This window comes from Duganella sp. BJB1802 (assembly GCF_013369445.1).
GTDB lineage: Bacteria > Pseudomonadota > Gammaproteobacteria > Burkholderiales > Burkholderiaceae_D > Rugamonas > Rugamonas vulcania_A.
This window is the reverse complement of the sequence record NZ_JABWEF010000028.1, coordinates 18,788-45,779: the sequence shown is the minus strand read 5'-3', so window position 1 is coordinate 45,779 and position 26,992 is coordinate 18,788. Positions and strand designations below refer to the sequence as shown.

The window sequence follows — 26,992 nt, the reverse complement described above, 5'->3', positions numbered from 1 at the left end:
ATGAGCATCAGCGCCAATTTGATCGGACTGGGCGCCGCCCTCGGCAGCGGCATGCTGATCGGCATCGAGCGCGAGCGGCGCAAGGGCGAGGCCTCCGCGCACGCGCTGGCCGGCGTGCGCAGCTTCGCGCTGGTGGCGCTGTGCGGCGCGCTGGCCCAGACCATCGATCCCGCGCTGACGCTGATGGCGGCGCTGATGGTGGTGGCGCTCAACGTGGTCGGCTACTACCGCGCCAGCGCGCAGGAGTCCGGCATGGTGACGCAGCTGGCCTTGTTCGCCAGCTTCCTGCTGGGCGTGAACGCGGTCGGCCATCCGCAGCTGTCGACCGGCCTGGCGGTGCTGGTGGCGTCGATGCTCAACCTGCGCGCGCCGCTGCATCACTTCATCCGCGTCACGCTCAAGAGCGGCGAGCTGCGCGACGGCCTGATCCTGGCCGGCGCCGCGCTGGTGATCTGGCCGCTGCTGCCGGACGCGGCCAACAGCTGGCTGCTGGGCGTCAATCCGCGCCGCATGTGGGGGCTGGTGGTGGTGCTGATGGCGCTGCAGGCGGTCGCCCATGTCGCCATGCGTATGGCCGGTCCGCGCATGGGCCTGGCGCTGACGGGGCTGGCCTCGGGCTTTGTCTCCAGCGTCGCCGCCACCGCCGACATGGGGCGGCGCTACCGCCGCGAGCCGTCGCTGCTGGGCGCGTGCGCGGCGGCCGCGTTGCTGTCGAACGTGGCCACGTATCTGCTGCTGTTCGTGGTGGTGCTGACCATCGCGCCGGGACAGTTGCTGTCGCTGGCGCCCACGCTGGCCTGCGCGCTGCTGGCGACGGCGCTGGTGTCGGCCGCGCTGTTGCGCGCCGCGTCCACGCCGGTGCGTCCGCCCGCGCGCGGCGGCCGCGTGTTCAGCATCCGGCAGTCGGTGGTGTTCGCGCTGATCCTGAGCGGCGCCACCGCGCTGATGGCCTACGCCAACGCCTATCTGGGCACGGCGGCGGCCACGCTGGGGGCGTTGCTGGTCGGGCTGGTGGACGTGCACGCGGCCGCCAGCTCCATTCTGTCGCTGGCCGACAGCGGCGTGCTGACGCCGGCGGCGGCGCGGCATATTCTGCTGTGCGCGTTGGCGGCCAACACGTCGAGCAAACTGGCGGCGGCCGCCGCCGGCGGTGGCCGCTTGTTCCTGCGCCGGGTAGGATGGGGATTGGTGGCGATACTGCTGGCGGCCAGCCTGCCGTCGCTGCTGGCCAGCTGGTGAGGCACGCCCGGCCTGCGCCGGGCCGCGCTCGTCGCGTGTTAGCTGATGACCAGCTTCTTGGCGCCGTTGTTGGGTTTCTTCGGCAATGTCAGCTCCAGCACGCCATCCTGGTATTTGGCTTCGGCCTTGCCGTCGTCGACTTCCTTCTCCAGCGTGAAGCTGCGGTACAGCTGGCCGACGTAGCGCTCGCTGCGCACCACCGTCTTGCCTTCCTTCTGCTCGCTCTCGCGCTTGGTTTCGGCAGAGATCGTGACGCGGTTGCCTTCGACATCGACCTTGATGTCTTCCTTCTTCATGCCGGGCAGCTCGGCCTTGACGCTGTAGGCTTGCTCGGTCTCGGCCACGTCGAGCTTGATCAACGGCTTGGCGTCGAAATCGCGCAGCATGTTTTTGAGGCGGAAGTCACGGAAGAAATCTTCGACGCCGCGCAACGGTTCCAGCCGTGCCAGGTCGCCAAAGGGGTCGAACTGCATCAGATTGTTAGCCATGTCATGCTCCTTCTGTCAGTACACGCCGGTGGAGAACGGTCGATGGCGCGCCGGCGGACACGCCATCTTCGTCAAGCTACCGAACCACTGTAGCAATCGGGCTGGACATTGTCAGCGCCGCATTTTGACCCAAATCAAAGGTCAGCAAAATTGTCCGGTATTTTGACTTAGATCAAGCGCCAGCCTGTGCCGCCGCAATGTCCGCCGCTACAGTCGATGCTGCAGGGCCGGGCAATGGCCCGGCATCAACCGATCCGCACTGGAGCCATCATGCAGCACCCACGTCATGCGCATTAGCCGTCGCCTTTGCCTGGCCGCCATGTTGGCGGGCGTGCTCGCCAGCGGCGCGGCGCCGGCCCAACCCGCGCCGCAAACCGCGGTGCCCGTGCTGGCCTACCATCGCTTCGGCGCCACCGTGGCCGACAGCATGACCATCCGCACCAGCACCTTTGAGAGCCAGCTGCGCTACCTGTCGACGCACGGCTACACGGTCATCCCCTTGCGCCAGCTGGTCGACTACCTAGCCGGCAAGCAGGCCGCGCTGCCGCCGCGCGCGGTGGTCATCACGGTCGACGACGGCCACCGCTCGGTGTGGGACGAGATGCGGCCGCTGGTGCTGCACTATCGGGTGCCGGTGACGCTGTTCATCTATCCGTCGGCGATCTCGAACGCCCCGTACGCGCTCACCTGGCAGCAACTGCAGGCGCTGCAGGCCAGCGGCTGGTTCGACATCCAGTCGCATACCTTGTGGCATCCCAACTTCAAGCAGGAGCGGCGGCGTTTGACGCCGGCCGCCTATCGCCAGCTGCTGCGCCAACAACTGCTCGGATCGCGGCAACGCCTGCAACAGATGCTGGGCGGCGAGGTCGCGCTGCTGGCCTGGCCGTACGGCATCGTCGACGACGAGCTGATGCAAGCGGCGGCGGACGCCGGCTACAGCGCCGCCTTCACCCTGGCCGCGCACGCGGCCAGCCGGGCCGACGCGCCGCTGGCCCTGCCCCGCTACCTGATCAGCGACGCCTACGGCGAGCGCGCCTACGCACGCCTGCTGCAGCAGGCACAACCATCCGCCGCATCGGCGCACTGAACATTCACCAAGGACTATTCCATGCACCAACTCGTACTCGCGGCCGCCCTGACGCTCGCGCTCCCGCCCGCGCTGGCGATCGACGGCACGGTCCACAGCCAGGCCGACCAGAGCCCGATCGCCGGCGCCATCGTCACATCCAACGGCGCCAGCACGCTGACGGACGCGGCCGGAAAATTTCACCTGCCCGGAGCCGGGCCGGACGTGGCCGTCCGCGCGCCAGGCTACACCCGCCGCCAGGCCGTGCACGCCGACGGCGAGGCGCCGCTGCGGCTGGCGGTCACGCCGTTCCAGCCCAAGGCCGTGTACCTGTCGGCCTACGGCATCGGCAGCGACGCGCTGCGCGAGGCCGCGCTGCGGCTGGTCGATCAGACCGAGCTGAACGCGCTGGTGATCGACGTCAAGAGCGACCGCGGCATGATCCCCTACGCCAGCACCATCGCCCTCGCCGAGCGCATCGGCGCGCAGAAGGTGCGCACCGTCCGCGACATGCCGGCGCTGATCGCGCAGCTGCACCAGAAAAACATCTACCTGATCGCCCGGATCGTGGTGTTCAAGGACGAGCCGTTGGCCACGGCCCAGCCCGATCTGGCGCTGAAAAACAGCCAGGGCCAGGTCTGGCGCGACGGCGAAAACCTGCCGTGGGTCGATCCGATGCGGCACGAGGTGTGGCAGTACAACCTCGACATCGCCGAGGAGGCGGCGCGGCAGGGCTTCGACGAGATCCAGTTCGACTATGTGCGCTTCCCGGACGCGCCCGGCGTGCAGTACGCGCAGCCCAGCACGCAGGCCAGCCGGGTCGACGCCATCAGCGGCTTCCTGGGCGCGGCGCGGCAGCGGCTGGCGCCCTACAACGTCTTCGTGGCCGCCGACATCTTCGGCTACGTACTGTGGAATACCGACGACACGGCGATCGGCCAGCAACTCGAACGCCTGGTCCAGCCGCTCGACTACATCTGTCCGATGCTGTATCCGTCCGGCTTCAAATGGGGCATCCCGAATTACCGCAACGCGGTGGCCCATCCGTACGAGATCGTGTACCAGTCCCTGCAGCGCGCCAGGCAGCGCACCGGCCTGGGCGGCGCCCGCTTCCGGCCGTGGCTGCAGGACTTCACCGACTACGCCTTCGACCACCGCCCGTTCGGCGCGGCCGAGGTGCAGGCGCAGATCGACGCCGCCGAAGCGGCCCAGTCCAACGGCTGGATGCTGTGGAATCCGCGCAACCGCTACTCGGACGGCGGCCTGCACGAATGAGCCGCGCGCGTCAGCCCTGCGGCGACGCCGGATAGCCCACCGATTGCGCCGCGATCACATGCTGGTGCGGCGCCAGCCCCATGACCTCGGCCAGCGCCGGCCGGTCGACCCAGCCGCGCACCACCGTGGCCAGTCCCTCGGCGGCGCAGAACAGATAGACGTTCTGGCTGATGAAGCCGGTGTCCAGCGCGGCGTAGAATTTCTGCTCGGTCTCCGGCCGCGTGCTGTCGTCCTTCAGGCTGGCGACGTAGATCAGGTTGATCGGGGCCGTGGCGACGAAATCCTGGCAGCCGGTGGCGGCGCGGATGTCCTCGGCCAGCACCGGCAGCAAGGCCAGCTGCAGCGCATCGAAGCGATACAGCCCGGCGCTCATTGCGACGTAGATGTCGATCTCCTGCCCGTTGCTGGCCGACGGCGCCGTGCGCAGGCCCAGCTGCGGCCGGTTGATGCCGAACGCGGCCCACAGCAGGCGCGACAACGCGTACAGCGGCAGCTCGCCGGGGCTGAACTCGCGGCTGGACTGGCGCCGCAGCAGCACCTTGAACAAGGCCATGCTCAGCGGCGCGAATTCGGCGTCGAGCGCCAGGGCCTCGGGTGCGATCAATTGCAATGGGGTCAGGGGGGTGTGGGGTGTGGTCATGGCATTCCATTCAGGTGATTCATTGCGCCCGGTCCGGCTTGGCTCATTCCGGGTCCCAGTAAAAATACAGTTCACGCGCGGCCAGGGGCTGCACGGTGAGCGCCTGCGTCAATTCCTTGCCGCGCAGGCTGGCGACGATGCGATAACTGCCCGGCGCCAGCTTGAGGTAGCACCAAGGGCCGGGCGACACGAAAGCCGCCGCCACCGCGCCGGCGCGGTCGACGATGGTGACCGCGACGTCCGCCCGGTATTCGCCGCTGCCCTTGGTGGCAAAGGTCAGCCGCACCGGATAGTCGGCGCGGGCGGCCTGCATGGCCTGCCGCTCGTCCTCGCCGACGCCGCCGCTCAGATAGACGATGCCGTTCTGCGTCCGCGGCGCCAGCTCGGCCGCCAGCGCACCGCCTTGCGCGACCAGCGCCAGGATCAACACTCCGCTTCTCAATGCGTACATGGCAATTCCTCCGTGAAGAATCCTCACAGTAATAGGAGCCGCGCATAAATGCACCAGGGCCGCCTGACCCAAATCAAAAAAACCGTGAATTGTTCAGACGCGGCGTCGCGGCCCAGACCGGGACATTTTGATCCACGTCAAGGACTTGTACTGGCGAGCGGCGCGATGATCACGGTATCCCGCCGACGGCGGCCCGAACCAGCAGCCTTAGCGGCAGAAAGCATTTATGTACCAGACCATCCTACTTCCCAGCGACGGCTCCGCCTTGTCGAAGGCAGCGGCCACGGCCGCCATCGAACTGGCGCGCAAGCTTGGCGCGAGCCTGGTTGCCATGTCGGTCGCCGAACCGTATCCCTACTCCCCGTATGTTGAATTCGGCGCCGTGATGGACGTCCAGGTGTTTGCCGACGCCATGCAGGCGGCGGCCCACGCGTGCGTGCAGGAAATCGGCGCCGAGGCGGCCCGCGCGGGCGTGCCCTGCACCACCCACATCGCCACCTCGCTCAGCCCGTCCGACGAGATCGTACGCACGGCGCAGGACTACAACTGCGATTTGATTTTCATGGCCACGCATGGCCACGGCGGCCTGCAGCGCCTGCTGCTGGGCAGCCAGACCCAGCGGGTGTTGGCCCATGCGACGGTGCCGGTGCTGGTGTATCGCTGACATTGCGTCAGCGAACGAGATTTAGAATGTGAAAATCTCTTCTATGGTCGTTCCAAACAGCCTGGCAATGGCGAAAGCCAGGGGCAAGCTTGGATCGTAGCGTCCGGTTTCTATGGCATTTACGGTCTGTCTGGACACGTCGAGCCGGTCGGCCAGGTGGGCTTGACTCCACCCACGTTCCGCGCGCAGCTCACGGATGGTATTGTTCATCGATCCATCCTCCAGCGGCGGAACAGGCCGATAAGCAGCCACGACGCCCCCATGATCCCCCAGACTGTGAACATGCTCAGGCGTGGATAACCAGCGGCCTCGAGAAAACCGTAGGTGAAGGTGACGCCCACCGTGACGGCGGCCGCGAGGGTGACGGTTTCAAGCATGACGACACGTTGGTATTCGTCCATTCGGCCGACTTGCCGCGCGACCGCCCATATCATCAGAAAAAAGCCTATCACTGGACATGCCAGCGCGGCGGTCTTAAGAGAGCCTGAATCCATCGCCGGACCGTACGTCAGGGAGGCCGTGAGCAGCAGGACATAGACCGCGATACTGCCCGACAGCTCACGCAGATACTTTCCACCGGCCCTACGTTCCGTCTGGGAATATTTCTGGTTTTGTTGAACGTGCATCGATTTATCTCCTGTAAAGTATGCTTTACATGGTAGGACGGAGAAAACCGGATGTCAAGCAAACTTTACACCCTCCAGGACGTCGAAGGTACTCGTTCGCGCTTTTGACCGGTCAGGCGAACACAGTGGAGTCGTTCGAGGCGCGGGCAGGTTGCGGAACTGGCAGGTCAGCAACGTGAGTTGCCGCTAACGGGAGAAGGCCCGTGTTTTTGCCGGCGCTCCGCACCGGAATCGCAAATCGGCTTGCAGGCCTGATGGATTCACGCTTTGGCTCGGGTGCAGAAAAAGATGGCCCCTCAACTGCCCCCTCGAATATGCAGATATGTATCGCACTGACCTGTTCATTCCAGCTCGAACTTTAAGCAACTACCAGAATTTAAGCGCTCGAATAGTGTTAAAAGCTGTCTCCATTAACACCCTTTTCTAAGCCATAATTCAGCGTGTCGCATGGTCGGCGCGCTAGCGCGTCCGAGTTAACGAAATGGTTGGGCTCGTTTGTCATTTTCGGCTTACCCAGCTTTACCTTTTCGGTCAATAAGGAAGGCTTTCATTGTTGCACCGTTAAAGCGTACAAAGGCTTCAACAATTTCGCGCGAACGGTTTGCGAAATCGTCGGAGGCCATGTTCTTCGCCGTGTAATTGAATTTGGCAAACTTTCCAAGCCCAGCCGACATTAAGATCATGTGGGCGTCGTCCTGATCGCTGCCATCTGGAAGCGTCAGCTTTGACGCGAGGATTTTCATCTTTGCTTCAGCTACCTTTTCATCCGTGCTGATCGAAGGCGTGCCGTCCGCCAAGACCTTCGCGTCATGGTGAGGATGGACAGCGAGAAAGGCGAGAGTCGCTCCCACCACCTGGTCAAATTCGGTCTTGAAATCGTCGCTGCCAATGCCTGTTTGTAGATTCAGTCTTCCTTGGTCATAGACACAAAGCTGGCCGTAATCTCGTGGCGAGTTGTAACGAACGCAATAACCGAGGCGCTTCTCCTGGTACTCGACAACATCCACAAAATCCAGAGGCCCAAGCTTTTGAGGAAATTTTAAACCTGTTGCGTTGTCAACATAGATGGATGCTTGCTCATCCTTATGTTCAGCAATGGCACAGGGAACAAGACAGAATGAGGATAGAGCGAAGACAATTAGAAGAATTTTCTTGATCATATAAGGAATGAAAGTACATCGGGAATGCCGGCTCTTGGCCGTTTACTGCAAGTGGACGGCGTACTTACCTTGTGACAAAGCTTCAAGGCGTGATAATCCTTGATCAATTATAGGTATCCAAGGTATCGGCGTAATAATGATCTTATCTACACACAATTTTTGAATACCGCGTTGCGTCAACTCGATTTCGATACGATTATCAATACGTCTTATAGCTTGCACTCCGACATAGCAGCCGTACTTTTGGTCGTCGCGCTCTATGTATAAGCCATCTAGAGCGAGCTGAGTGTCTGGCTCTTGATGAGATAGCGCATGTTGTAGCATAAGGTAACGGGCTACGCCAGGATCATCATCCCCAAACGCGAAAACTAGATTTTCCTCGTCCTCACAAAGCGAAATAGATTTCGCGGAAAGTTCAAAATTCATTCTTCTCTCTCTTCATAACGAAGATGTCTGCTTTTAGCCGGAAGCCGGCGCAAGATGAGTTACTTCTGATGTTCGTGTGCGAGTTCCAACCGACCATCTGCGCTGGGTAACCATACTGCGCCAGAATCCGAACTCACGTCGAAAAATCCCACCTTGTGTTTTGCTGCGAGCCGATGAAGCTCAGAATAAGCTTGGTCAACCTTGTCCCAAGAAAATCCGATGTAAATAACTTGCTTACCGATGCAGTAATCTGCCAGCGAGGACTCATCTTCCGGCAGCTCGGCAATAGCATACGGGCCGTTTAGCGCAGGAAAAATAGTCACCAATTCTTTGAATAGATTTCTTAACGATGCTGCAGTTACGCTTGGATCATCGTAAGAATGTCCCTCATCCCACTCGGTCTGATTATCATACCAATCGAGAAATTCGTTTCTGTCGGCAGGAGCGGACTCGGGCAAAAACACCATTAAATCGTAACTCATCGTCAAAAAAACCTTTCAATACATTGTTGTTTATCAAACCAATGTCCGCCAAATGGCCGTTAACCGCCGAAGCAATATTTGATAGTGAAATCAGCTAGTTCATGAATAGACGTATCACGTGATGCCTTGACCATTTGAAAGTGGCCTATCAAGTCGTCATTGCAAACCATCATGTACTTCGTTTCGCTCGCAGTTCGAACCTTGCATAGCCCGCCAAAACTATTATTACCATGAGCCGTACCGACGGCTATATCAACTAGCGCTTCACAACCCAACACTTGACCAAGTTTTCTGGATTTGAGGTCAAGATTGAACGAGTGGTTACGCTCATTTGCGTCTCTGAAAATGACGAGATTGTGACGCTCACCGTTTGACGCATAGTCTTCTACGGTATCGCTGCAGCCGCTATTACACGCGGCAATTTGTTTATTTCGAACCTCGTAAGCATGCCGCAGGCAAGACGCGTCGTCGCATAAGTTACGCGAAAACTTGAGCCAAGATCGTTGCTCTTTGATAAAATTTTCTTTGTAATTGTCGCCCAAAGAATTTAGCGCTTTCTTATAATTTAATGATAACTCGTCGTCCATTCTAGACAAAGCCATATCTTCGCAAATAAGTTTCTCTATAGAAGTACCGGCAATCCTGCAGTCGAAGCTAGCGCCCGAAGCAGATGCGACAAACAAAAACGATATCACAAATAAAATTATCTTCATTGCCTCACAATACTTTCTTGGAGTATAACTACTGTCCGTTAATGGCCGGTGTCCAGAACATCTCCGGCACAAGCCATCACTACGACCCACGCCGGAGCAATCAGGAGCTTCTCCAGCGAGTCAGGCAACGTAACTACTCGCTCATCGTAGTAAGCATCAAATTTGGCTAGCTGAACTATTTCACCGGCTGAGAACTCGCATACAAACTGTTCATCGGTTGGATGATAAAAGTCATCGAACCATTGGTTGACTAACTCGTTTGCCACGTTGACCGGAGCTACCTGCTGGTACTCAATCTGATCACTACTCGAAGCAATCAAGTTCAGCAAGTTAATGATATTGACGCGATGTGGTCCCAAGAAAACTCCGCTAATTCATCGATACATTGATGACTGCTCCTGGCCGTTAGCGATTATGTAGATTCTTTGACATCTTTATACACTCCAGTGAAAATCCACGTGGTGAGATGTAAAGGGATGCGGAATCAACAGAAAACCCCAACTTCGCATAGAATGGCGTAGCATTCAGGGTCGCCTCAAGGTGCAGCGTCTCGGTTGATCCGCCCTCTACGGCAATTTCCTCAAGGAGTTGCATCACTTTTCTTCCTATCCCATTGCCAGCGTGATCTGGGTCCACGAAAACAGCGTCGACCTTGCCGTCAAGCAGACTAACGGCTCCACATCCGATTACTCGGCCGGAAGATTCGGCAACATACATCAATTGACTGACAAACTCCACAAATTCACTCGATGGAACAACTCCCTCTGTCCATCGGAATAGCAGGTCATCCTGATAGAAGCCCTTGCACAAGCGTCGGATGGAGCGATTGCGTAGATCAAATATAGCTTGGGCATCGGAAGCCAATGCTTTACGGATATTCATCGAGGTTTAAATTTAATCTAATGGCTTTCGTTTCTTAAGGTCCGCTGTTCGCCGATTGCAACGCCTCGATTCCCCCCTACCGTTATTCTTTCTTTTTTATCAAACCGGCCAATGAGGCAAATGGACTATGCGTTGCCGGCGCGACCTCGGCCGATTTCAGACTAAGTCCCCGGTCGGCCTCAAGATAACGCGAGTGTTCGTTATCGTGGCAGTAAAGGCACAGCAATTCCCAGTTGCTGCCATCGGGCGGATTGTTGTTGTGATTGTGGTCACGATGGTGCACTGTAAGTTGCGACACATTGGTATGCGTGAATTCGCGCATGCAGCGCCCACACACCCACGGATACATTTTTAGCGAGCGCTCGCGATAGCCCAGCTCGCGCTGGTCGGCAGCGCGCCGTGCGTCAGCCACAATTTTGTCCAGCCGCGCGGCGTCCGGTTTTTTCCCAACTGTCATGCTTATTCCTTCCATTGCTGTTACCTGTTGACCGGCTCGGCTCCTGTCGGCCCGTTGCAGGCCTGCGCACAGCGCTAGACCGGCACATTAATAGGAATGTGCCTGGTCGATATGAACCTATTTGAGGACAACTGTTCGAAAAATCTCATACGCAACAAGAGCAAAAAACAAATACGCAAACCATGGAACCAAAAAATATGGCACCAGCGGAATGTGAATTACCTTATCCAATATCAGATACACCGTAGAAAAAACAAAAGCGGTAGCGAGCAACCAGTTCTTTTGTTTAATGAAGAGACCTGCGCATGTTACCGTACCTGCCAAACCAATAATCGTTGCAATCTGCATGTTAATTAATTAATGAAATATATGTTACTCAGAATACCGCTGCGGCAAATGGCCGTCAACGCTCGGCTTACTTCAACAATGCCTGCACTTGGTCGCTTGCGTTCGTCATCTCGATGAGTCGCCCTCTTTCGCTTGTGTCGCGCCCTGGTCGGCCTTGCTCCGCTTCTTCGCCATGACCGGCTGAAGCGTCTCATGCCGAGCCAGCATGGCTGCGTACTCTTGCGCCTTGCGTAGTTTGGTCTCAGGCTTTATTGCTGTCTGCACCCGGAACAACACTGCATAGCGGGTTTGCGAATTGAGCGTGGCGAAAAATTCGGCTGCCCCGGGGTGGTCAGCGAATGCAGCTTGAAGTTCGGGCGGCACGCTCGCCATGCTAGCCGATTCGTATGCCGCATCCCATCGGCCATCTTTTTTCGCCCGCTCGATTTCAGCCAAGCCGCTCGGCTGCATCTTACCCTCCTCAATATACCTGAGCACCTTCTCGCGATTGACCTTGGACCATAGGCTGCGTGGGCGACGCGGGGTCCAGCGCTGCAAATAGTGATGGGCGTCGAGCGAACGCTTCTGTCCGTCGATCCAGCCAAAGCACAACGCAACTTCCAATGCTTCTTGATAGCTTACGCTGAGGACCGGAGCTCCTTTTTTCGAGTGCTGCAGCCACACACCGTCGGAGTCGGCATAATGGGCGGCAAGCCAATGCGCAAACGCTCCCTGGGATGGGAACAGCATCATCTCAACATCTTCAGCCATTGAATCACTCCGATATTTTTTAGTCAGGCTGACGGATCTAGCCGTCAGTTCCTGGCCGGACTTGGTCTACGGGGCAGCATAACAGTTTGTCCATATGAAAAAAACGCAAATTGTCACAGCAAATCGGCGCGTCGCGAACTGGGGCGGCGTAAAGATATGCGCGCGCTGTTGGACGGCACGAGCGGCTAGAAAGGTAGGTGGTGATGCACGCGAAATTGGATTCCCGCCTGCGCGGGAATGACGCCCGGCCGTGATTTCTCCTATTGGACGGAGAAAAACCGCGACGTGCATGGACGTCTGCGGATAAGGGAATGGTGCTCCGAGCCGGAATCGAACCGGCACGCCTTGCGGCGGGAGATTTTAAGTCTCCAGTGTCTACCAATTTCACCATCGGAGCGACAGAGCCCGTGATTATGCCACGAAGCCGCCGTAACTGCCATACCGGCAACTATCCAATCCAATAACATGGCATCATTACCAACATCTACGTCACAAGGATAGCCATGACCGTTCTGCGCCGACTGCTCTTCGCATCGCTGTTGATGATGCTCCACTGCTTCGCGACCGCCGCCGACACCCTGCCCAGCCCACAAGCCGCCGCGCCCGCGCAAGCCAAGCTGGTATTCGCCAACCGCACCATCTTCGTGTTTCGCTCCGTGCTGACCGGCTATCCTCCGGAGGAACGCGCCGAAGGCGCGCGCAAACGGCTGGAAGTAGCGCTGTCCCGCAACGGTCCACAGCTACCCGCCACCCGGCCGATCGCCGAAGGCACGCAGGTGATGCTGGACGGCGCACTGCTGTTCCTGGTCACGCCCGCCGACATCAATCCGCTGGCCGGCGACACCACCGACAGCGTCGCCGCCGACAGCGCGGCGATACTCGGCAAGGCCCTGCTGGAGCGCCGCGAACAAGCCAGCCCGCGCTACCTGCTGATCGCGGCGGCCCTGTGCGCGGCGGCCACGCTGGCATACGGCCTGATACTGCATGGCCTCAGGCTGATGCACCGCTGGGTGGGCAAGCGCTCGACCCAGGCCATCAGCCGCCGCCTCGGCCAGGTGCGCCTCAAGAACGTGCGCGTCCTCGACGCCGAACACTACGTGGCCTTCATGCGCCAGTTGGTGAACCTGCTGATCTGGGGCCTGCGCCTGATGGCCACCTATCTGTGGCTGGCCTTCGTGATGGGCAAAATCCCCTACTCGCGCAGCTGGGGCGAGCGCCTGCAGGACTACCTGATCGACGTCATCGCCGGCGTCGCGCAAGGTGTCATCGATGCGCTGCCTGGCCTGGTGCTGGTGGCCGTCATCGCCGCCATCGCGCGGCTGGTGATGCTGACCGCCGGCTCGGTGTTCCAGCGCGTGGAAAGCGGCGAGCTGCAAATCGCCTGGCTCGATCACGATACCGCCATGCCCACGCGCCGCATCTTCAATGTCGTGATCTGGCTGTTCGCGCTGGCGATGGCCTACCCTTACCTGCCCGGCGCGCACACGGCGGCGTTCCAGGGCGTCTCGGTGCTGGTGGGGTTGATGGTGTCGATCGGCGCGTCGAGCATCGTCGGCCAGGGAGCCAGCGGTTTGATCCTGATGTACGCGCGTTCGCTGCGCAAAGGCGAGTATGTACGCATCGGCGAGTCGGAAGGCACGGTGGTCGAACTGGGCATGTTCGAAACGCGGCTGCGCACCGGCCTCGGTGAGGAGATCACCATGCCCAACGCCTGGGTGCTGTCCAACACCACCAAGAACTACTCGCGCGCGCATGCGGGCACCGGCTTTGTGCTCGACACCACCGTCACCATCGGCTACGACACGCCGTGGCGCCAGGTGCATGCGATGCTGGAGCTGGCGGCCGCCAGGACGGAGGACATCGCCGCCACGCCCAAGCCCTACGTAATGCAGATCGGGCTGTCGGACTTCTACGTGGAGTACCGCCTGGTGGCCTATGCCACCGTGGAGACGCCGCGCCGCCGCGCCGAGGTGTTGAACCAGCTGCACCAGTACATCGTCGATGTGTTCAACGAGTTCGGCGTGCAGATAACATCGCCGCATTTCACGCAGGAGCCGGCCACGCCGCACGTGATCCCAAAGGAAAACTGGTCTCCTGCGCCGGCGGTGCGGCAGCAGCAATAAGCTCTAGGCCGGCGGCTTCCGGTCGCGCGCCACCGGCGGCAAGCGGTGCTTGAGCATGCCGACCTTCTGCGCGCGATAGATGCCGGCGTGGCCGGAGAACAGATAAGCCACCACGCACGCCAGCGCGGCGTACGGCCCGATCTCCGGCCCGAATAATTCGATCGCCATGATGGTCGAGGCCAGCGGCGTGTTGGCCGCGCCCGCGAACACGGCGACGAAGCCCAGTCCCGCCAGCATGGCGAATGGCAGGTGCAGCAGCGGCGCCAGCGCGTTGCCCAGCGTCGCGCCGATGTAGAACAGCGGCGTGACCTCCCCGCCTTTGAAGCCGCTGCCCAGCGAGGCAACCGTGAACACGAACTTGCCGATGAAATCCGTCGGCGCCAGCGGCTGCTGAAACGCTTCGACCATCACCGGGATGCCAAGGCCGATGTAGCGCGTGCCGACCATCCACACCGCCACCGCCACCAGCGCGCCGCCGATCAGGGGACGCAGCGGCGCATACGCCACATGGCGCTTCATGAAGGCCGATGCGGCGTGCGTGGATTTGGCGAACAACATGCCGGTCAGTCCGAACACGATGCCGGCGGCCAGCACGGCGGCCATGCTCCAGAAGCCGATCACCACCACGCCGCTGATCGCGTAGTGGGTGTGATGCACGCCCCAGGCCATGCCCACCTGGTCGGCGGCGATGGCCGCCACCATGCAGGGGAAGATGGCGTCGTAGCGCAGGCGTCCGATGGCCAGCACTTCCAGTCCGAAGATGGCGCCGGCCAGCGGCGTGCCGAACACGGAGGCGAAACCGGCGCTGATGCCAGCCATGAGCAGGATGCGGCGTTCGGCGTGGCGCATGCGGAATACGTGGGTGAGCTGGTCGGCCAGGGTGCCGCCCATCTGCACCGCCGTGCCCTCGCGGCCGACCGAGGCGCCGAACAGGTGCGAGATCACGGTGCCGATCAACACCAGCGGCGCCATGCGCAGCGGGACCACTTTCTTGGGGTCGTGGATCTCGTCGATCAGCAGGTTGTTGCCGGCTTCGACGCTGCTGCCCAGCTTCAGGTACACCCAGCCGACCGCGAAGCCGGCCAGCGGCAGCAGCCAGATGATCCAGCGGTGGGCTTCGCGCCAGCCGGTGGCGCGGTCGAGCGCGAACAGGAAGAAGGCGGAGGCCGTGCCGCTCAGCAGCGCGATCAGGGCTGCGATGAAGGTCCATTTGCCGATGTACGGCAACAAGGCGATTTGTTCGGGATAGCGGCGTGATTTCATCTGACTTGCATACTAGCAAATTCGCCGGGGGGCGGCAATCAGACGACTCAGATGGAACGAATTCAGCCTGCGCCGGTCTAACACCTTATTAGCTGGAAGGACGGGCCATGGAAGAGCGCATCACCGAGCTCATCCTAAGCAGGCTGGAGGCGCAAGCAATCCAGATCGAGGAGCTACGGCAAGGCATGGACAGGCGATTTAAAGACACGGATCGGCGCTTCGACCAGATGGACCGCCGCCTTGAGCACATCGAACGCCGCCTGGACGAGCAAGCCGAGCAGATCAAGGAACTGCGCTCGGACCTCCGTTACATGGCCCGCTGGCTTTTCGGCACCCAGTTCGCCATCGCGCTGTTCCTGCTGGGGCTGGCGGCGAAGACTTTCTATCCGTCCTGAGCCCAGGCTCAGGCCAGCCGCACCAGCGGGTTGGCGATGATGTTGTCGATCTGGCGGATCGCCTCGTCGCAGGCGGCGGCGATGGCCTCGTCCTCGGTGTCGCGCACGAACTGCATGGTGGCGCCTTCGAACACCTCCACCCCGCCCACGCTGGCGCGCTCGATGTCGCAGCTGGCGGACCAGCGGCGGTCGGTGGTCTGCAACGCGGTCGGCACGATATCCCAGCCCTTGTAGTGAATCTTGTCCATGATGCTCTCCTCGATAAGTCAGCAGCCTATCACGAAGGCCCCGGCGCACCGCGCACGGATGCGCCGCGCGCCGGCCTGATCAGTCCTCCTCGCCGTCCTGGTGCGCGGTGCGGCCGATCGGCTGCTCCATATTCGCCAGGAACCAGCTCAGCGACGTCATCACCGCGACATGCCGCTTCAATTCCAGCGGATTGACCTTGTCCAGCGTGTCGGCCGGCGTGTGGTGGTAGTTGAAGTAGGCCGACGAATCGACCATCGGCTCGAACACCGGCACGCCCGCGCGCTCCATCGGACCGGTGTCGGCGGCGCCGGCGACATCGCGGCGCTCGAACTGACCGGCGCCGATCGGCGCCAGCGCCTCCTTGAGCGGTGTGAAGTACTTCACCATCGGCGGCGTCACGCTGCCGATGAAGCCGAACGGACGGCCGCCGCCGCTGTCCGACTCGATGGCGGCAAACTGTTTATCCAGTTTATCCTTGTTCGCGTCGAAGTAGGCCTTGCCGCCACGGGTGCCATTTTCCTCGTTCATCCACGCGATCATGCGGATGGTGCGGCGCGGATGCAGGTCCAGCTTCTTGAGCGTCTCGATCACGCCCATGGCGCCGGCCACACCGGTGCCGTCGTCGTTGGCGCCGGTGGCCAGGTCCCACGAGTCGAGGTGGCCGGAGACCACCACCACCTCGTCGGCCTTGTCGGTGCCCGGCCAGTCGGCGATGACGTTGAAGCTGTCGGCGTCCGGCAGCATTTGCGGGGTCAAGGTCAGGTGCATCTTGACCGGGCCGCGCGCCAGCAGGCGGTCCAGCAGCAGCACGTCCTCGGTGGTGATGGCGGCGGCGGGAATGCGCGCGCCGTCGACCAGGCCGGTCACGCCGGTGTGCGGGATGCGGAAGTTGGCGCCGCCGACCGAGCGCACCAGCGCCGCCGCCGCGCCCATCTCCGCCGCCATCTTCGGACCGATATAGCGGAAGCCCGCGCCCGGACCGTAGGCCGCGCCGGCGTGGCCGCGATCGGCCAGTTCCTGGTCGAAGGCCACGTCCACCAACACGATGCTGCCTTTCACCTGGGCCGCCTTGGCCTTCAGTTCCGCCAGGCTGCGCACCACCAGCACCGGCGCGGTCAGGCCGGCGGCGGGCGTCGCCCCCGAACCGCCCAGCGCCGTCAGCACGATCTTCTGCGTGATGCCGGCCGGACGGCCGTTGTAGTCGACCAGTTCAGCCGTCTCCACGCCGCGCACCCAGTGCGGCACCTTGACCGGCTGCAGCGTGACCTTGGCGCCCAGCTTGCGCATGGCGGCCGCCACCTGCTCGACCGCCGCCGCCGCGCCGGGGGAACCGGACAGGCGCGGGCCAACCAGATCGGTCAGGTCGGCCAGGCGCTCGTAGGCCCAGTCGTTCTTCATCGCGCTGTCGCGGATCTGGGCCAGCGTGGCCGGATCGTTGGCCGGGGCGGCAATGGCGCCGGCGCTCAACAAGGCGCTGGCAAGGACGGTCAGGGACAACGGGGACTTGAAGACGGATTTCATGCGTTTCCTATCGATGGGGGAGTAAATAGCAAAGAACGATCTAAACGATAACCCATCATGGAGTTCTTGTCATCAATGTTGATTTGTTATGGCGCTTGCACTACCATGAACCTTCACCTCCGACGAAAGCGCCGCCTATGCTCAAGGGTTCACTCTGCACCGTGCGCCACCTGCTGACCACCGATTTGAACACCTTCATCGCGCTGGTCAACGACCTGCCCTCGCGCGGCGACTACTTCTCCAGCCATTTCAAGTCGCCGGAGACGATGCGAAAGGAGTTCATGCAGAACGGTTTCGTTTCAGACGACAGCGAGCTGTTTGTGATCGAGGATGGCCTGCACCACATCGTCGGCGTGATCACCCACTTCAAGAGCCGCACGCCGGTCACGCGCGAAATCGGCTACCGCCTGTTCGACAGCAAGCTGTCCGGGCATGGCTACGTGACCGAGGCATGCCGCATGCTGGTCGATTACCTGTTCAAAGTCCACCAGTTCCACCGGCTGGAACTGCTGTCGGCGCCGGAAAACGTGGCCTCGATCCGGGTCGCGCAAAAATGCGGCTTCAGCGCCGAAGGCACGCTGCGCCAGAGCTTTTTTATCAATGGCCGCTACCAGGATGTGCAGGTTTTCAGCCTGCTGCGGCCCGAATGGGAGGCGCTCCGGGGCTAAGTGGGGGCCGGCGCCAATTGTTACAAGCCATTACCGGATCCGCCGGTTTGTAAGCATGTGTATAAGACGTGGCGTATTTTTCTGCGGGCTTTATAGTGAAGTCACTGGCCGACGTATCATTCCGATCCGGGCCACCGCAAGGGGAAATACCATGTTGAGCAAAAAATTTATGGGTGTAGCGTTACTGGCCGCAGCAGCAGTATCGTCGTCGGCCTACGCAGGCGACCGTGATTTCAACACGGTAGCCGGTGCGGTGGTCGGTGCAGCCATCGGCCACAATGCCGGTGGGCGCGACGGCGCCATCGTCGGCGGCCTGGTTGGCGCGGCGGTCGGCAACAGCATCAGCACCAATGACCGCTACTACGGCCGCGGCGACCGCTATGTCGAGACCCGCGTGTACACCCAGCCCGCTCCGGTGTACTACGAACCGGCCCCGGTGTATTACGCTCCGCCGCCACGCTACTACGCTCCGCCTCCGCGCGTGGTGTATGTGGAACCGGCCCGCCCCTACTACCGCGAATATCGCGAAGAGCGCTGGGAACACCACCACCGCCATTACGATCGCTGGGAACGTTAAGCGTCCCGCGCCTAAAGAACGCCAGCCTGAACGCGCTCAAGATCGCGTTCAGTGCTGGCTTTTTTTTCGTCTTCCCCCCGCTAGCCCAGCGTAACGGCGCGGGCCGAGGGGAAATCATGACGACAGCAGACACAATCATCGCTTTGGAACTGGGCCACTACCGGCTGCGCGAGCAGATCGGAGGATCGGCCTACGGCATCATCTGGCGCGCCAGCGGGCCGCCGGCCACACGCGACGTCGCCCTCAAACTGATCAACCGCGAGCAGATGGCGCGCGCCCTGCCCGCCCAGCGCGAGCGCTGGATCGCCAGCGCAAACAATGAAATCGGCTTCCTGCAATCGCTGGAACCGTGGGACGAGCGCCACATCGTGCGCCTGCTCGACAGCGGTTGGCACGAGGGCCTGCCGGTGCTGGCGCTGGAGCTGATGGCCACGGACCTGGGCAAGCACATGATCGCGCTGAAGGGGCGCGGCCAGGCGCTGGCGCTGCCGCGCATCCTCCACTGGATCGCCCAGGTCAATCAGGCGCTGGCCAAGGTGCATCAATACGGCTGGCGTTACCTGGACCTGAAACCGGCCAACGTGCTGCTGGACCGGGACCTGGGCACCGTCAAGCTGGCCGATTTCGGCACCAACCGCCAGTTGGGCAGCCTTCAAGTTCACTCGTATGCCGGCACCGCCAATTGGCAGGCGCCGGAACAGTTCTTCCCGGCCGACGGCGGCGGCTACGCCACCGGCCAGCGCAGCGACTATTTTTCGCTCGGCGCCATGTTCTACTTCCTCGTCACCGGTGGCCTGCCGCTGCGCTTTTGCAGCGACTGCGGGCAGGCCTATCGCGAACATCACACGGCAGGCGCCGACCTGCTGCGACGCATGCACGGTGGCGCGATTCCGGCAGCGCTGCATGCGGAGGAAGAGGCACGCTTCGCCGCCGCGATTCCGGCGCCGGCCCGCGATGCGGCGCTTGAGCTGCTGCGCGCGCTGCTGCATCTGGACCCGGCACAGCGTCCGCGCCATGCGATCCAGATCAGCCGCATGCTGCACGCGATCGAGGGCGTCAAGCCGGCTCGCGGTGTTTTCGACGCCGCCGATCCAGTCCACGGCATGAACCGGCCGACAGCCAATAACAGCTGGCGCACCATCCAGGGGGCATGATGGCGATCTCTTTGCGTCTTCCGTTTTCCACGAAGCCGACTGCGCGCCGGCCCGCGTTCGACCGGCCGGCTCCCGCGGATATCCTCGCAGCTATTACCCGCGCCGCCGCGGCCAATTGCGCCCTCGCCGTCACATTGGCCTTGTTGGCCGCGTTGTCCGGCTTGCAGGCGCTGGCCCTGTTGCGCGCCCCGGCAGCCTGGCTGCCGGCCGCCATCACCGTCAAGCTGGCGCCGGGTGAAGCCGTCGCGCTGGGGCGACACGAACTGGCGGCGCCGCAGGCCGACCGCGATCACCTGTCCCTGCGCCGCGATGCGCAAGATGGCTGGACGGTTCGCAACCTGAGCGCGACCCGGCAGGTGGTCCTGTTGCGCGACGGCGACGATCAACGGTTGGGCAGCACGTCGCTGGCAGCCAGCCAACGCTTCCAGATCGACGGCGCGTTGTTCGATGTGCGCGCAGCCGATACCGGCAGCATCGCCTTCGCGCGCGACGGCCATGAATGGCGCTACGACGGCGCGGTGCTGTATCGCGACGGCCATCAGCAAGCCAACTGCCCCGAGTCGCATGTGGCGTCCAAGCTGCTGTCGTTGTGGAACCGCGCCGTGCCTGGCGTGCTGACGATATCGCGTCCGCTGTCCTTCGGCGGCAATCTGCATTGCGACAATCGGCTCGGACTGGCGCAGGTGACGCCCGGCGCGGCGCTCATCGCCCGTGGCAACGGCGGTCTCCAGCTCACTGCCGGCAATCCGGATGGCGACCGTGCGGCCGTGTTGGTGCACGGCGCCGGTTCGCAGATCGACTTGCGCAAACAGGAGGCGTCGCTGGCCGGTGTGAAGGCGATTGTGGTCGGCCACACACGCTTCCAGCTGGAGACGGATGGCGGCCAGCTCTCGCTGCATCCCAGCCGCCACGTGAGCCTGTTCAGCGCACCAGACCTGAAGCTGCCCGAGCACGTAAGCTGGGAATGGCAGCAGCGCACGCTGTGGAACGGTGGACATTCCGGCGCCATTTGGGCCGGCATCGCGGCCAGTCTCGCCTGCATGGCGGCGGCCCTCGTGCTGGCGGCTCGCCGGCCGCGCAGCGTCGGCCGGTCCGGTGGCGTCGGAGGTAGCCTTGGCGGCGCTGGCCGCGCTGCGCGCATCGGTGGCTTTGGTGGCGTGAGCATGCTACTGGCTGCCGGCGGCGTACTGATTTGCGGCGTCGTCGCGCTGGTGTCGCAGCGTGCGGGGTACGCGCCAAGCGCCGCATGTTCGATGGCGTTGGCCGCCTGCGCGCTGGTGCTGTGGCTCGCGCTGCCAGGCCGCCTCACGCTGGTGACCGCCGCCGGCGTGGTGCTGCTGGCCGCCGGCCTGCTGTCGCAGCTGGAGCTGGGCCTGGGCGCGCCCGAATCGTCCTGGCTGCGTTACTACCAGAAAAGCGCCGCCATGCTGGCGGCAGGCGCCGGCCTTGGCGGTCTGCTGCGCCTGTGGGCACAACACCAGGCCGCGCGCGGCGCCCACCTCCAGCAACGCAGTATCGAATGGCTGCTCGCCCTGTTCGCCGCCGTGGCCTTGGCCGCGCTGGCCGCGCAAGTGCTGTGGGGCGATGAACAAGGCGTCTTCGACCTGCAACCGGTGGAACTGGCCAAGCTCGCCCTCACCGCCCTCACCGCCCACTGCCTGGCGCTGCGCTTCAACTGGCACGCCGGCCCCCACACGCTGTCGGAACACGGCGCCCGCTGGTTGCAACTGATCGCACCCGCGCTGCTGTTCCTTGCCCTGCTGGGCCTCGCGCTGGTGCAGGTTGACGACTTCTCGCCGCTGATCCTGCTGCTCATCTGGAGCACCGTCGTAGCCTTCGCCTACGCCCTCGCCGCGCGCAACCGCAGGCTGGCCGGCGCGCTGATCGCCATGGCGCTGACGGCCGCCGGCGCCATCGTCTACCTGCGCTGCGTCGGCACCGACGACCTGATACGCTGGGGCTTCTACGCCGACCGCTTCCTGGTCTGGCTCAATCCCGCCGAGCATCCGCACACCGGCCAACAACTGCTGCTGGGCGCCCGCGCCATCGCCGATGGCGGCTGGCTTGGCGCCGACCACTGGCTCGGCCTGCGCTCGCTCGGCCTGGCGGCCGGCGGCGCGGTGCAGATCCCCGCCGTGCAGGACGATTTCGCCGCCTCGTTCTTCCTCAACCGCCATGGCCTGGTTGGCGGCCTGCTGCTGTGGGCCGCGCAAGCCGCCTTCCTGGCCGGCCTCGCCCTCACCGCCGCCCGCGCCTACCAGTCCGGCGCCTCGGCGCGCGACTTCCGCCATGCCTGGTCCGGCCGCTTCCGCTACTTCGCCTTGTGCGGCGGCGGCGCCTTCGTGCTGGGCCACTTCCTGCTGTCGTGGGGGACCAACCTGGCCATCTTCCCCATCATGGGCCAGCCCATGAGCTTTCTCTCGGCCGGCGGCAGCCACCTGCTGTTTTTCCTCTGCCCCCTGCTAGCGTTCAGTGCCATCAGCGCGCAATCCTCAGAAGGAGAATGAATCATGCCGATCTATGTACAACACCAAGTCCTGGGCCGCATTCCCGACGTCTTCAACGCCGAAGCGATCTGGCAGGCGCCCGGCCTGGCGCTGTTCTCGCGCCGCCCGCTGCTGCGCGACCTGCTGGAGCGCAGCCCGCGCGAACACAAGGGCCGCGCCGCCACGCGCTGCTTCTCCCACGTCACGCTGATGCTGCCGCAGGAAGAAGTCGACGACGACTACCACCTGACCCGGGGCGCCCGCGCCCGCGACCTGGCGCAGACGCTGACGGCGCTGCACCAGAAGGACTTCGGCGATCTCCTTGGCGGCGACCAGGTGCGCTACGACGTGATCGGCACGTCGTCGCTGGCGCCGGGCGAAATCGAAGTCAAGTTCGGCCACGCCGTGTACCTGCCGGCGCCGGACGAAAAAATCCTCTACAACGTCAGCGTCTCGCGCGACAGCGCGATCTGGCACCCGGTCTGCCCGATCTACCCGAACCAGCGCCTGGCGCTGATCGGCGGCGAAGGCGGCGAAGCGAGCTTCATCGCCAGCGGCTGGCCGTTCGGCCCCGACGGCGCCATCCTCGTCATCAACGACGGACCGGACGCGCCACCCGTCGTGCAGATGCGCCCCAAGGACGCCTATGACTGCCGCTTCGATCCGCGCAGCGGCTACTACACCATCAAGTCCACCCGCGAAACACCGGGCGGCAGCCCGCGCCTGATGCTCAAGATCGCGCGCACCGCAACGGTGGCGCGCCCGCAAGCCAGCGCGCCGGCGGACACCATCAGCATCGCCCCGGTCAACACCGGCAAGCCGGCGGTATGGCAAAGCCGCGCCCACAACGGCGCCGCGCCCGACATGACGGCCATCCCGGTCAGCCACAAGCCGGCCAACAACGCCGGCGAAAGCGACGCCACCTACGCGCCGGTGTCGCAACAGCGCGTCAGCCTGGTGGCGCTGGCCATGCCGCGCCTGAGCCGCTACCGCGACACCGGCGCGCAAGCGATGGAGCTGCCGTTCAACCGCGCACTGGCCTTGTCCAGCGACGGCAAGCCGGCGATCAGCTTCGTCGTCGACGCGTCCGACGAGCTGTATGCCTGCACCGCCGAAGGCCGCCAGCGCATCACCGCGCCGGCCACCTTCACGCCGGTCGACACGCAAGCCATCCGCGTGCTGGCTGCGGCGCCGCAGATGGACGACCGCTACCGCGCCCTGATCTGCCTTGTGCAGCCGATCGGCGCCTCGGTGGCGAGCGGCGCGCGCTTCAGCTTCGGCCGCAACTCGCCGATGCTGGCGGCACTTCGCCTGCTCGATTCGCCGCGCTTCCTCAAGCGCGCCGGCGGCGCCAACACCGCCAGCGCCGACCGCATCGGCCTCTCGCGCGAAGCCTTCAGTTTCGAGGCGGCGGCTCAGGGCTACAAGATCGGCCGCCTGAGCGCCTCGCAGGCCCTGTACCACTTGAACGAGAAGATGGAATTCGTCGCCAGCATCGGCGATGCCGACACCGACGCGCCCTATCTTCTGCCGACCGGCCATCACCTGGTGGCGGGCCATTACGTGCTGCGCTTCGACGCCTGAGCGCACAAGGAGCCTGCATGGAAACGGCAAAACTCTACGCGGCGGGCGCCTTCGCGGCGGGGCTGGTGATCACCCTGTTCCTGGCCGCCTACCTGACGCCGCGCCAGTGGTGGCGCCGTCCGAACGCGCGCACGCTGCTCATCATGGTGGCTGGCGCATGGGGCTTCGGCAGCCTGATACTGTACGCGGTACACAGCCGGCAAAGCGAAAGCGAAGCCGCCATCGCGCCGGACCGCGCTGCCGAAGCGCGCGCCATCACGGCCGCTGCCGCGGCAAGGGAGGCAGCGGCCCGCGCGTCGGCGCTCGCATCGGCGCCGCTGATCGCCGGCCAGCCCTTCGCCGTCTACCGCGACCTGAACCTGCGCGTGGCGGCCGGCGTGCACGCGGCCCGCCTGATCACCGTGCCGGCCGGCGCCACCGTCACGCCGACCGGCGCGCGCAATGGCGACTGGTGGCAGATCAGGACCAGCGTGGCCGGGCACGAAAACACCGGCTGGGTCAACAGCCTGTGGCTGCGCCGGAGCGGCGAATGACGCCGGCGGCCATGCCATCCCGCCCCGGCCTATTTTCGGCTAAGCTGTGGCCTTTCATGTCTCGCGCCACGGCGCCCGCACCGATGACCCGAATCACCGACTCGCAGAACTTCGGCCCCAACCTCGACATCGCCGCCCGCAGCAGCGCCAGCATCAGCAAGCTGCAAGTGCCGGAGAACCAGGACAACCTGCTCATCATCGACGCCAACGGCCACGCCGTCTTCCTGCGCGACCAGGCGCCGCACAGCATCACCCTGCCCGACTGGCCGCGCGGCCACGTGCGCCTGGCCGTGTTGGACGGTATGGGCGGCCACGGCAACGGCCGCGAGGCCGCCGAAGCGGTGGCCACCGGCCTGTTGCTGGTCCCCGCCTGCGCCACGCTGGAAGAACTGGGCGCCCGCCTCGACGCGCTGCACGCCCGCCTGCAGGATCAATTCCGCAGCGAGGGCGACGCCGACAGCTTCCGCCGCCCCGGCACCACCCTGACGCTGCTCGAAATCCCGCCCGGCGCCGCGCCGATGCTGTACCACGTGGGCGATTCGCGGTTGTACGAAATCACCTCGCAAGCCGCGCAGCCGCTCACGGTGGACCACGTGCCGGCCACCTCGTTCGCCATGCACGGGCTGCTGGGCGAGCGCGAATGGTGGCAGCAGGTACACGGCGAACACCGCCCGCAGATCACGCAGGCCTACATCCTCGGCAACGCCTTCGCCAATCCCCAGGTGCTGGACGACGGCCTGCTCGCGCTGAGCACCGCCAACCTGCCGCCCTTCCTGCGCGGCCTGGCCGACCGCCGCCTGCTGACCGTGCGCGCGGACGCTACCTATCTGCTAGCGACCGACGGCTTCTGGTCCTGCGGCCGGCCGCTGCAATGGACCGCGCGCTGGCCGGCGCTGCTGGTCCAGCCGGGCCACTCGGCCGGCGCCGCGCTCGACGCGCTGTTCAACGACTACGCCGACCATCCGCCGCCCGCGCTCCACATCGACAACCTGAGCGCCATCGTGCTGCGCTTCGCGCCGCCCCCCGATCCCGCGCCCGGTGAAAACATTGACGAAACGGCACTCCCGCACGCATCAATGCCGTCGCATTTTTGATAACTGATAGGCGGTGGTGTTGCGCCGCCGCCCCACGACGCGGCATGGCTCAAAAATATATCGTTTGATTGGCCGGCGAATTGCCAAACCAGGTGAAAACCGCATAAACTGACGGGTATCCCATCGGTCGGTTCACCATGAAAAAATGCAGTAATGCCCAGCACCCGCATTGCACCTACTGGGTCATGCCAGGAGCGCAAGCTTGCGAAGGCGGCCACGCCCAAGCAGAGCCCTCCAGCTTTGACCTGCTGAGTGCCGTGCGCCGCACCCGTTCCGGCGTCCCCGGCACGGTGCTGGACACCGCCCCTGCCGACACCACCGCCCAAGCACCCAGCACCTACGCCCGTCCGCTGCAGCGCGCCCAGTCGGAGCGCCCGCAGCTGCACATCAGCGGCTTCGACCCGCGCGCCGCCGGTGGCCGCCAGACCCTGAAGATGGAATTGCGCGGCATGCCGGACGCCTGCGCGCCGCAACTGACGCTGCAAGTACAGTCCGACCTGATCCCCAACGGCGCCGCGCGCCAGCAGTTCGTGCGCGCCACCAGCGGCGAATGGCGGCCCGTGTTCGTCGAGTTCTCCTCGCGCGGCAAGGAGCACGGCCAGTACCAGATCAGCATCGAGCTGCTGAGCCAACACGCGGCGCTGGCCTCGCGCAAATGGGTGTGCACCTTCGTCATCCTGGTGCCGCGCCTGGACGCGACGCTGACCGAAATCCACCGCATCTTCCTCAGCACGCACAAGAACGTGCGCGTGATGGCGGACGACGCCTCCATCGCCCGCGTCAGCGCGCAGGGCGGCGACAGTCTCGATATCGACGTCACAGCGCGCAACGCCGGCATCGCGCATCTGGACCTGAACGCGCCGGCCGGCAAGGTCGACATGGGCTTCACCACCATCGCCTGGGACGAGGGCCTGATCGAGATCGACATGCCGGTGGCCGCCGCCATGCATCCGCATCCGAGCCGCGCGGCCTGCCTGGTCAACGCGGCGCCGGAGGCAGGCGCCCAGCGCCAGATCCGTTTGTTCGCGATGGAGGAATGCGTGCTGGGGCGCTTTGAACTGGTCGATCCCGAATCGGACGTGCTGCTGACCCACTACAGCGCCGACGGCCAGGATACCAACGGCCTTACACGCCGCCTGTCCGGCCGCCACGCGGTGATACGCCGTTCCGGCCAAGGCTTTGAAATCGAGGACGTGTCGCGCTATGGCCTGCTGCTGGACGGCGTCTGGCCCGGCAAGCACAAGCCGACTGCGCTGCGGCTGGGCATGCGCATCGAGCTAAGCGCCAGCATCAAGGGCATCGTGGTGTTGTCGGTGTCGGCCATCATGCCGCATGGCGTGATCCTGCACCGCATCGACCAGGGCGCCAACGCCGAGTGCTTCTACCTGCTGATGCCGGAAACGCATCCCGGCTATCCGCTCAAGTCCTTCGCCGCCGCGCCGCATGCGGCCGCGCTGCCGCTGCTGCTGCACCGCGACGGCGGCTTCTGGCACCTGGACCAGTTGACCGGCAAGGAAACCGCGCTGGCGCCGACCGTGCCGCTCGATAAACTGAGCCGCGTCCCGCGCCACAACCGCTTCGCCAGCGATCCGTATCCGGAACACTGGATCATCCGCACCGACGCCAACGACCTGTATAGCACCGTGGCGGCCAACGCCATGTCGACCGCCTGAGTTGA

The 26,992-nt window shown here is 63.7% G+C and carries 30 protein-coding genes and 1 tRNA gene; 14 read left to right on the top strand and 17 right to left on the bottom strand.

Annotation, left to right across the window (positions count from 1 at the left end; translation table 11 throughout):
• Complete coding sequence (locus tag HUX88_RS29935) at nt 1-1,239, top strand: DUF4010 domain-containing protein (protein WP_176364112.1); 1,239 nt, start codon at nt 1-3, stop codon at nt 1,237-1,239.
• Nucleotides 1,240-1,277: 38 nt separating this feature from the next.
• On the opposite strand, the gene HUX88_RS29930 is transcribed toward HUX88_RS29935, so the two are convergent.
• On the bottom strand, nt 1,278-1,727 hold the full coding sequence (locus tag HUX88_RS29930) for an Hsp20/alpha crystallin family protein (RefSeq protein WP_175001376.1): 450 nt from the start codon (nt 1,725-1,727) through the stop codon (nt 1,278-1,280).
• 286 nt (nt 1,728-2,013) lie between these two features.
• Here HUX88_RS29930 and HUX88_RS29925 point away from each other — a divergent pair, with 286 nt between their 5' ends.
• Both HUX88_RS29925 and HUX88_RS29920 read left to right on the top strand, forming a co-directional pair.
• Complete coding sequence (locus HUX88_RS29925; RefSeq protein ID WP_176364111.1) at nt 2,014-2,814, top strand: polysaccharide deacetylase family protein; 801 nt, start codon at nt 2,014-2,016, stop codon at nt 2,812-2,814.
• 21 nt (nt 2,815-2,835) lie between these two features.
• A complete protein-coding gene (locus tag HUX88_RS29920; protein ID WP_117010171.1) occupies nt 2,836-4,068 on the top strand; it encodes a putative glycoside hydrolase in 1,233 nt (410 codons plus the stop codon).
• Between the two features lie 10 nt (nt 4,069-4,078).
• Here the strand turns inward: HUX88_RS29920 and HUX88_RS29915 are convergent, their stop codons facing one another.
• Nucleotides 4,079-4,708, bottom strand: coding sequence for a SagB/ThcOx family dehydrogenase (locus tag HUX88_RS29915; RefSeq protein WP_176364110.1), 630 nt, complete (start codon nt 4,706-4,708; stop codon nt 4,079-4,081).
• A 43-nt stretch (nt 4,709-4,751) separates the two neighbouring features.
• Nucleotides 4,752-5,159: a carboxypeptidase regulatory-like domain-containing protein gene (locus tag HUX88_RS29910; RefSeq protein ID WP_147330395.1), complete on the bottom strand. Its 408-nt coding sequence runs from the start codon at nt 5,157-5,159 to the stop codon at nt 4,752-4,754.
• A gap of 226 nt (nt 5,160-5,385) precedes the next feature.
• On the opposite strand from HUX88_RS29910, the gene HUX88_RS29905 reads away from it, so the two are divergent.
• Entirely contained in the window at nt 5,386-5,823 is a 438-nt protein-coding gene (locus tag HUX88_RS29905; RefSeq protein ID WP_117010168.1) for a universal stress protein, read from the top strand.
• Between the two features lie 21 nt (nt 5,824-5,844).
• Here HUX88_RS29905 and HUX88_RS29900 read toward each other — a convergent pair whose 3' ends face one another.
• The 11 genes from HUX88_RS29900 to HUX88_RS29850 form a co-directional block, all read right to left on the bottom strand.
• Nucleotides 5,845-6,033 carry a helix-turn-helix transcriptional regulator gene (locus HUX88_RS29900; protein ID WP_117010167.1) on the bottom strand — a complete coding sequence of 63 codons (189 nt, stop codon included), beginning with the start codon at nt 6,031-6,033 and terminating at the stop codon, nt 5,845-5,847.
• Entirely contained in the window at nt 6,030-6,449 is a 420-nt protein-coding gene (locus HUX88_RS29895) for a hypothetical protein (protein ID WP_176364109.1), read from the bottom strand. The genes HUX88_RS29900 and HUX88_RS29895 overlap by 4 nt, the downstream gene beginning before the upstream one ends.
• 509 nt (nt 6,450-6,958) lie before the next feature.
• The gene (locus HUX88_RS29890) at nt 6,959-7,609 is read right to left on the bottom strand and encodes a hypothetical protein (RefSeq protein WP_176364108.1); all 651 of its coding nucleotides are present in this window, start codon (nt 7,607-7,609) and stop codon (nt 6,959-6,961) included.
• A 42-nt stretch (nt 7,610-7,651) separates the two neighbouring features.
• Entirely contained in the window at nt 7,652-8,035 is a 384-nt protein-coding gene (locus HUX88_RS29885) for an Imm10 family immunity protein (protein ID WP_176364107.1), read from the bottom strand.
• A 59-nt stretch (nt 8,036-8,094) separates the two neighbouring features.
• Entirely contained in the window at nt 8,095-8,517 is a 423-nt protein-coding gene (locus tag HUX88_RS29880) for a hypothetical protein (protein ID WP_176364106.1), read from the bottom strand.
• A 59-nt stretch (nt 8,518-8,576) separates the two neighbouring features.
• Nucleotides 8,577-9,230, bottom strand: coding sequence for a lysozyme inhibitor LprI family protein (locus HUX88_RS29875; protein WP_176364105.1), 654 nt, complete (start codon nt 9,228-9,230; stop codon nt 8,577-8,579).
• A 38-nt stretch (nt 9,231-9,268) separates the two neighbouring features.
• On the bottom strand, nt 9,269-9,589 hold the full coding sequence (locus HUX88_RS29870; protein ID WP_176364104.1) for a hypothetical protein: 321 nt from the start codon (nt 9,587-9,589) through the stop codon (nt 9,269-9,271).
• A 46-nt stretch (nt 9,590-9,635) separates the two neighbouring features.
• Nucleotides 9,636-10,112 carry a GNAT family N-acetyltransferase gene (locus HUX88_RS29865; RefSeq protein ID WP_176364103.1) on the bottom strand — a complete coding sequence of 159 codons (477 nt, stop codon included), beginning with the start codon at nt 10,110-10,112 and terminating at the stop codon, nt 9,636-9,638.
• 82 nt (nt 10,113-10,194) lie between these two features.
• Entirely contained in the window at nt 10,195-10,569 is a 375-nt protein-coding gene (locus HUX88_RS29860; protein ID WP_176364102.1) for a YajD family HNH nuclease, read from the bottom strand.
• A 453-nt stretch (nt 10,570-11,022) separates the two neighbouring features.
• On the bottom strand, nt 11,023-11,667 hold the full coding sequence (locus HUX88_RS29855; protein ID WP_176364101.1) for a YdeI family protein: 645 nt from the start codon (nt 11,665-11,667) through the stop codon (nt 11,023-11,025).
• Nucleotides 11,668-11,979: 312 nt separating this feature from the next.
• Nucleotides 11,980-12,064, bottom strand: a tRNA-Leu gene (locus HUX88_RS29850).
• Nucleotides 12,065-12,170: 106 nt separating this feature from the next.
• On the opposite strand from HUX88_RS29850, the gene HUX88_RS29845 reads away from it, so the two are divergent.
• A complete protein-coding gene (locus tag HUX88_RS29845; RefSeq protein ID WP_117010161.1) occupies nt 12,171-13,790 on the top strand; it encodes a mechanosensitive ion channel family protein in 1,620 nt (539 codons plus the stop codon).
• A gap of 3 nt (nt 13,791-13,793) precedes the next feature.
• Here the strand turns inward: HUX88_RS29845 and HUX88_RS29840 are convergent, their stop codons facing one another.
• Entirely contained in the window at nt 13,794-15,053 is a 1,260-nt protein-coding gene (locus tag HUX88_RS29840) for a voltage-gated chloride channel family protein (RefSeq protein WP_176364100.1), read from the bottom strand.
• 107 nt (nt 15,054-15,160) lie between these two features.
• Here HUX88_RS29840 and HUX88_RS29835 point away from each other — a divergent pair, with 107 nt between their 5' ends.
• Nucleotides 15,161-15,448, top strand: a complete 288-nt coding sequence (locus tag HUX88_RS29835) for a hypothetical protein (RefSeq protein WP_176364099.1) — start codon at nt 15,161-15,163, stop codon at nt 15,446-15,448.
• Between the two features lie 8 nt (nt 15,449-15,456).
• Here the strand turns inward: HUX88_RS29835 and HUX88_RS29830 are convergent, their stop codons facing one another.
• Nucleotides 15,457-15,696: a hypothetical protein gene (locus tag HUX88_RS29830; protein WP_117010158.1), complete on the bottom strand. Its 240-nt coding sequence runs from the start codon at nt 15,694-15,696 to the stop codon at nt 15,457-15,459.
• Nucleotides 15,697-15,775: 79 nt separating this feature from the next.
• On the bottom strand, nt 15,776-17,218 hold the full coding sequence (locus HUX88_RS29825; RefSeq protein WP_117010157.1) for a M20/M25/M40 family metallo-hydrolase: 1,443 nt from the start codon (nt 17,216-17,218) through the stop codon (nt 15,776-15,778).
• A gap of 137 nt (nt 17,219-17,355) precedes the next feature.
• Between HUX88_RS29825 and HUX88_RS29820 the strand changes: the two genes are divergently transcribed.
• The 8 genes from HUX88_RS29820 to HUX88_RS29785 all read left to right on the top strand — a co-directional run bounded on the left by HUX88_RS29820 (nt 17,356) and on the right by HUX88_RS29785 (nt 26,987).
• Nucleotides 17,356-17,886, top strand: coding sequence for a GNAT family N-acetyltransferase (locus HUX88_RS29820; protein WP_117010156.1), 531 nt, complete (start codon nt 17,356-17,358; stop codon nt 17,884-17,886).
• Between the two features lie 169 nt (nt 17,887-18,055).
• Nucleotides 18,056-18,463, top strand: coding sequence for a glycine zipper 2TM domain-containing protein (locus HUX88_RS29815; RefSeq protein ID WP_229213167.1), 408 nt, complete (start codon nt 18,056-18,058; stop codon nt 18,461-18,463).
• 116 nt (nt 18,464-18,579) lie between these two features.
• The gene (locus HUX88_RS29810) at nt 18,580-19,617 is read left to right on the top strand and encodes a serine/threonine-protein kinase (protein ID WP_176364098.1); all 1,038 of its coding nucleotides are present in this window, start codon (nt 18,580-18,582) and stop codon (nt 19,615-19,617) included.
• A 143-nt stretch (nt 19,618-19,760) separates the two neighbouring features.
• Nucleotides 19,761-22,124 carry an FtsW/RodA/SpoVE family cell cycle protein gene (locus HUX88_RS29805; protein WP_229219615.1) on the top strand — a complete coding sequence of 788 codons (2,364 nt, stop codon included), beginning with the start codon at nt 19,761-19,763 and terminating at the stop codon, nt 22,122-22,124.
• 3 nt (nt 22,125-22,127) lie between these two features.
• A complete protein-coding gene (locus tag HUX88_RS29800) occupies nt 22,128-23,687 on the top strand; it encodes a hypothetical protein (RefSeq protein ID WP_176364096.1) in 1,560 nt (519 codons plus the stop codon).
• 17 nt (nt 23,688-23,704) lie between these two features.
• Nucleotides 23,705-24,220 carry an SH3 domain-containing protein gene (locus HUX88_RS29795; protein ID WP_176364095.1) on the top strand — a complete coding sequence of 172 codons (516 nt, stop codon included), beginning with the start codon at nt 23,705-23,707 and terminating at the stop codon, nt 24,218-24,220.
• Nucleotides 24,221-24,303: 83 nt separating this feature from the next.
• Nucleotides 24,304-25,314 carry a PP2C family serine/threonine-protein phosphatase gene (locus HUX88_RS29790; RefSeq protein ID WP_176364094.1) on the top strand — a complete coding sequence of 337 codons (1,011 nt, stop codon included), beginning with the start codon at nt 24,304-24,306 and terminating at the stop codon, nt 25,312-25,314.
• Nucleotides 25,315-25,451: 137 nt separating this feature from the next.
• Nucleotides 25,452-26,987 (top strand): FHA domain-containing protein, encoded by a 1,536-nt coding sequence (locus HUX88_RS29785; RefSeq protein ID WP_229219613.1) that lies wholly within the window; start codon nt 25,452-25,454, stop codon nt 26,985-26,987.
• Nucleotides 26,988-26,992: the final 5 nt, after the last annotated feature.

Coding starts and splice junctions, on each gene's coding strand:
- HUX88_RS29935 (WP_176364112.1), top strand. CDS start 1: ATGAGCATCAGCGCCAATTTGATCGGACTGGGCGCCGCCCTCGGCAGC.
- HUX88_RS29930 (WP_175001376.1), bottom strand. CDS start 1,727: ATGGCTAACAATCTGATGCAGTTCGACCCCTTTGGCGACCTGGCACGG.
- HUX88_RS29925 (WP_176364111.1), top strand. CDS start 2,014: ATGCGCATTAGCCGTCGCCTTTGCCTGGCCGCCATGTTGGCGGGCGTG.
- HUX88_RS29920 (WP_117010171.1), top strand. CDS start 2,836: ATGCACCAACTCGTACTCGCGGCCGCCCTGACGCTCGCGCTCCCGCCC.
- HUX88_RS29915 (WP_176364110.1), bottom strand. CDS start 4,708: ATGACCACACCCCACACCCCCCTGACCCCATTGCAATTGATCGCACCC.
- HUX88_RS29910 (WP_147330395.1), bottom strand. CDS start 5,159: ATGTACGCATTGAGAAGCGGAGTGTTGATCCTGGCGCTGGTCGCGCAA.
- HUX88_RS29905 (WP_117010168.1), top strand. CDS start 5,386: ATGTACCAGACCATCCTACTTCCCAGCGACGGCTCCGCCTTGTCGAAG.
- HUX88_RS29900 (WP_117010167.1), bottom strand. CDS start 6,033: ATGAACAATACCATCCGTGAGCTGCGCGCGGAACGTGGGTGGAGTCAA.
- HUX88_RS29895 (WP_176364109.1), bottom strand. CDS start 6,449: ATGCACGTTCAACAAAACCAGAAATATTCCCAGACGGAACGTAGGGCC.
- HUX88_RS29890 (WP_176364108.1), bottom strand. CDS start 7,609: ATGATCAAGAAAATTCTTCTAATTGTCTTCGCTCTATCCTCATTCTGT.
- HUX88_RS29885 (WP_176364107.1), bottom strand. CDS start 8,035: ATGAATTTTGAACTTTCCGCGAAATCTATTTCGCTTTGTGAGGACGAG.
- HUX88_RS29880 (WP_176364106.1), bottom strand. CDS start 8,517: ATGAGTTACGATTTAATGGTGTTTTTGCCCGAGTCCGCTCCTGCCGAC.
- HUX88_RS29875 (WP_176364105.1), bottom strand. CDS start 9,230: ATGAAGATAATTTTATTTGTGATATCGTTTTTGTTTGTCGCATCTGCT.
- HUX88_RS29865 (WP_176364103.1), bottom strand. CDS start 10,112: ATGAATATCCGTAAAGCATTGGCTTCCGATGCCCAAGCTATATTTGAT.
- HUX88_RS29860 (WP_176364102.1), bottom strand. CDS start 10,569: ATGACAGTTGGGAAAAAACCGGACGCCGCGCGGCTGGACAAAATTGTG.
- HUX88_RS29855 (WP_176364101.1), bottom strand. CDS start 11,667: ATGGCTGAAGATGTTGAGATGATGCTGTTCCCATCCCAGGGAGCGTTT.
- HUX88_RS29845 (WP_117010161.1), top strand. CDS start 12,171: ATGACCGTTCTGCGCCGACTGCTCTTCGCATCGCTGTTGATGATGCTC.
- HUX88_RS29840 (WP_176364100.1), bottom strand. CDS start 15,053: ATGAAATCACGCCGCTATCCCGAACAAATCGCCTTGTTGCCGTACATC.
- HUX88_RS29835 (WP_176364099.1), top strand. CDS start 15,161: ATGGAAGAGCGCATCACCGAGCTCATCCTAAGCAGGCTGGAGGCGCAA.
- HUX88_RS29830 (WP_117010158.1), bottom strand. CDS start 15,696: ATGGACAAGATTCACTACAAGGGCTGGGATATCGTGCCGACCGCGTTG.
- HUX88_RS29825 (WP_117010157.1), bottom strand. CDS start 17,218: ATGAAATCCGTCTTCAAGTCCCCGTTGTCCCTGACCGTCCTTGCCAGC.
- HUX88_RS29820 (WP_117010156.1), top strand. CDS start 17,356: ATGCTCAAGGGTTCACTCTGCACCGTGCGCCACCTGCTGACCACCGAT.
- HUX88_RS29815 (WP_229213167.1), top strand. CDS start 18,056: ATGGGTGTAGCGTTACTGGCCGCAGCAGCAGTATCGTCGTCGGCCTAC.
- HUX88_RS29810 (WP_176364098.1), top strand. CDS start 18,580: ATGACGACAGCAGACACAATCATCGCTTTGGAACTGGGCCACTACCGG.
- HUX88_RS29800 (WP_176364096.1), top strand. CDS start 22,128: ATGCCGATCTATGTACAACACCAAGTCCTGGGCCGCATTCCCGACGTC.
- HUX88_RS29795 (WP_176364095.1), top strand. CDS start 23,705: ATGGAAACGGCAAAACTCTACGCGGCGGGCGCCTTCGCGGCGGGGCTG.
- HUX88_RS29790 (WP_176364094.1), top strand. CDS start 24,304: ATGACCCGAATCACCGACTCGCAGAACTTCGGCCCCAACCTCGACATC.
- HUX88_RS29785 (WP_229219613.1), top strand. CDS start 25,452: ATGAAAAAATGCAGTAATGCCCAGCACCCGCATTGCACCTACTGGGTC.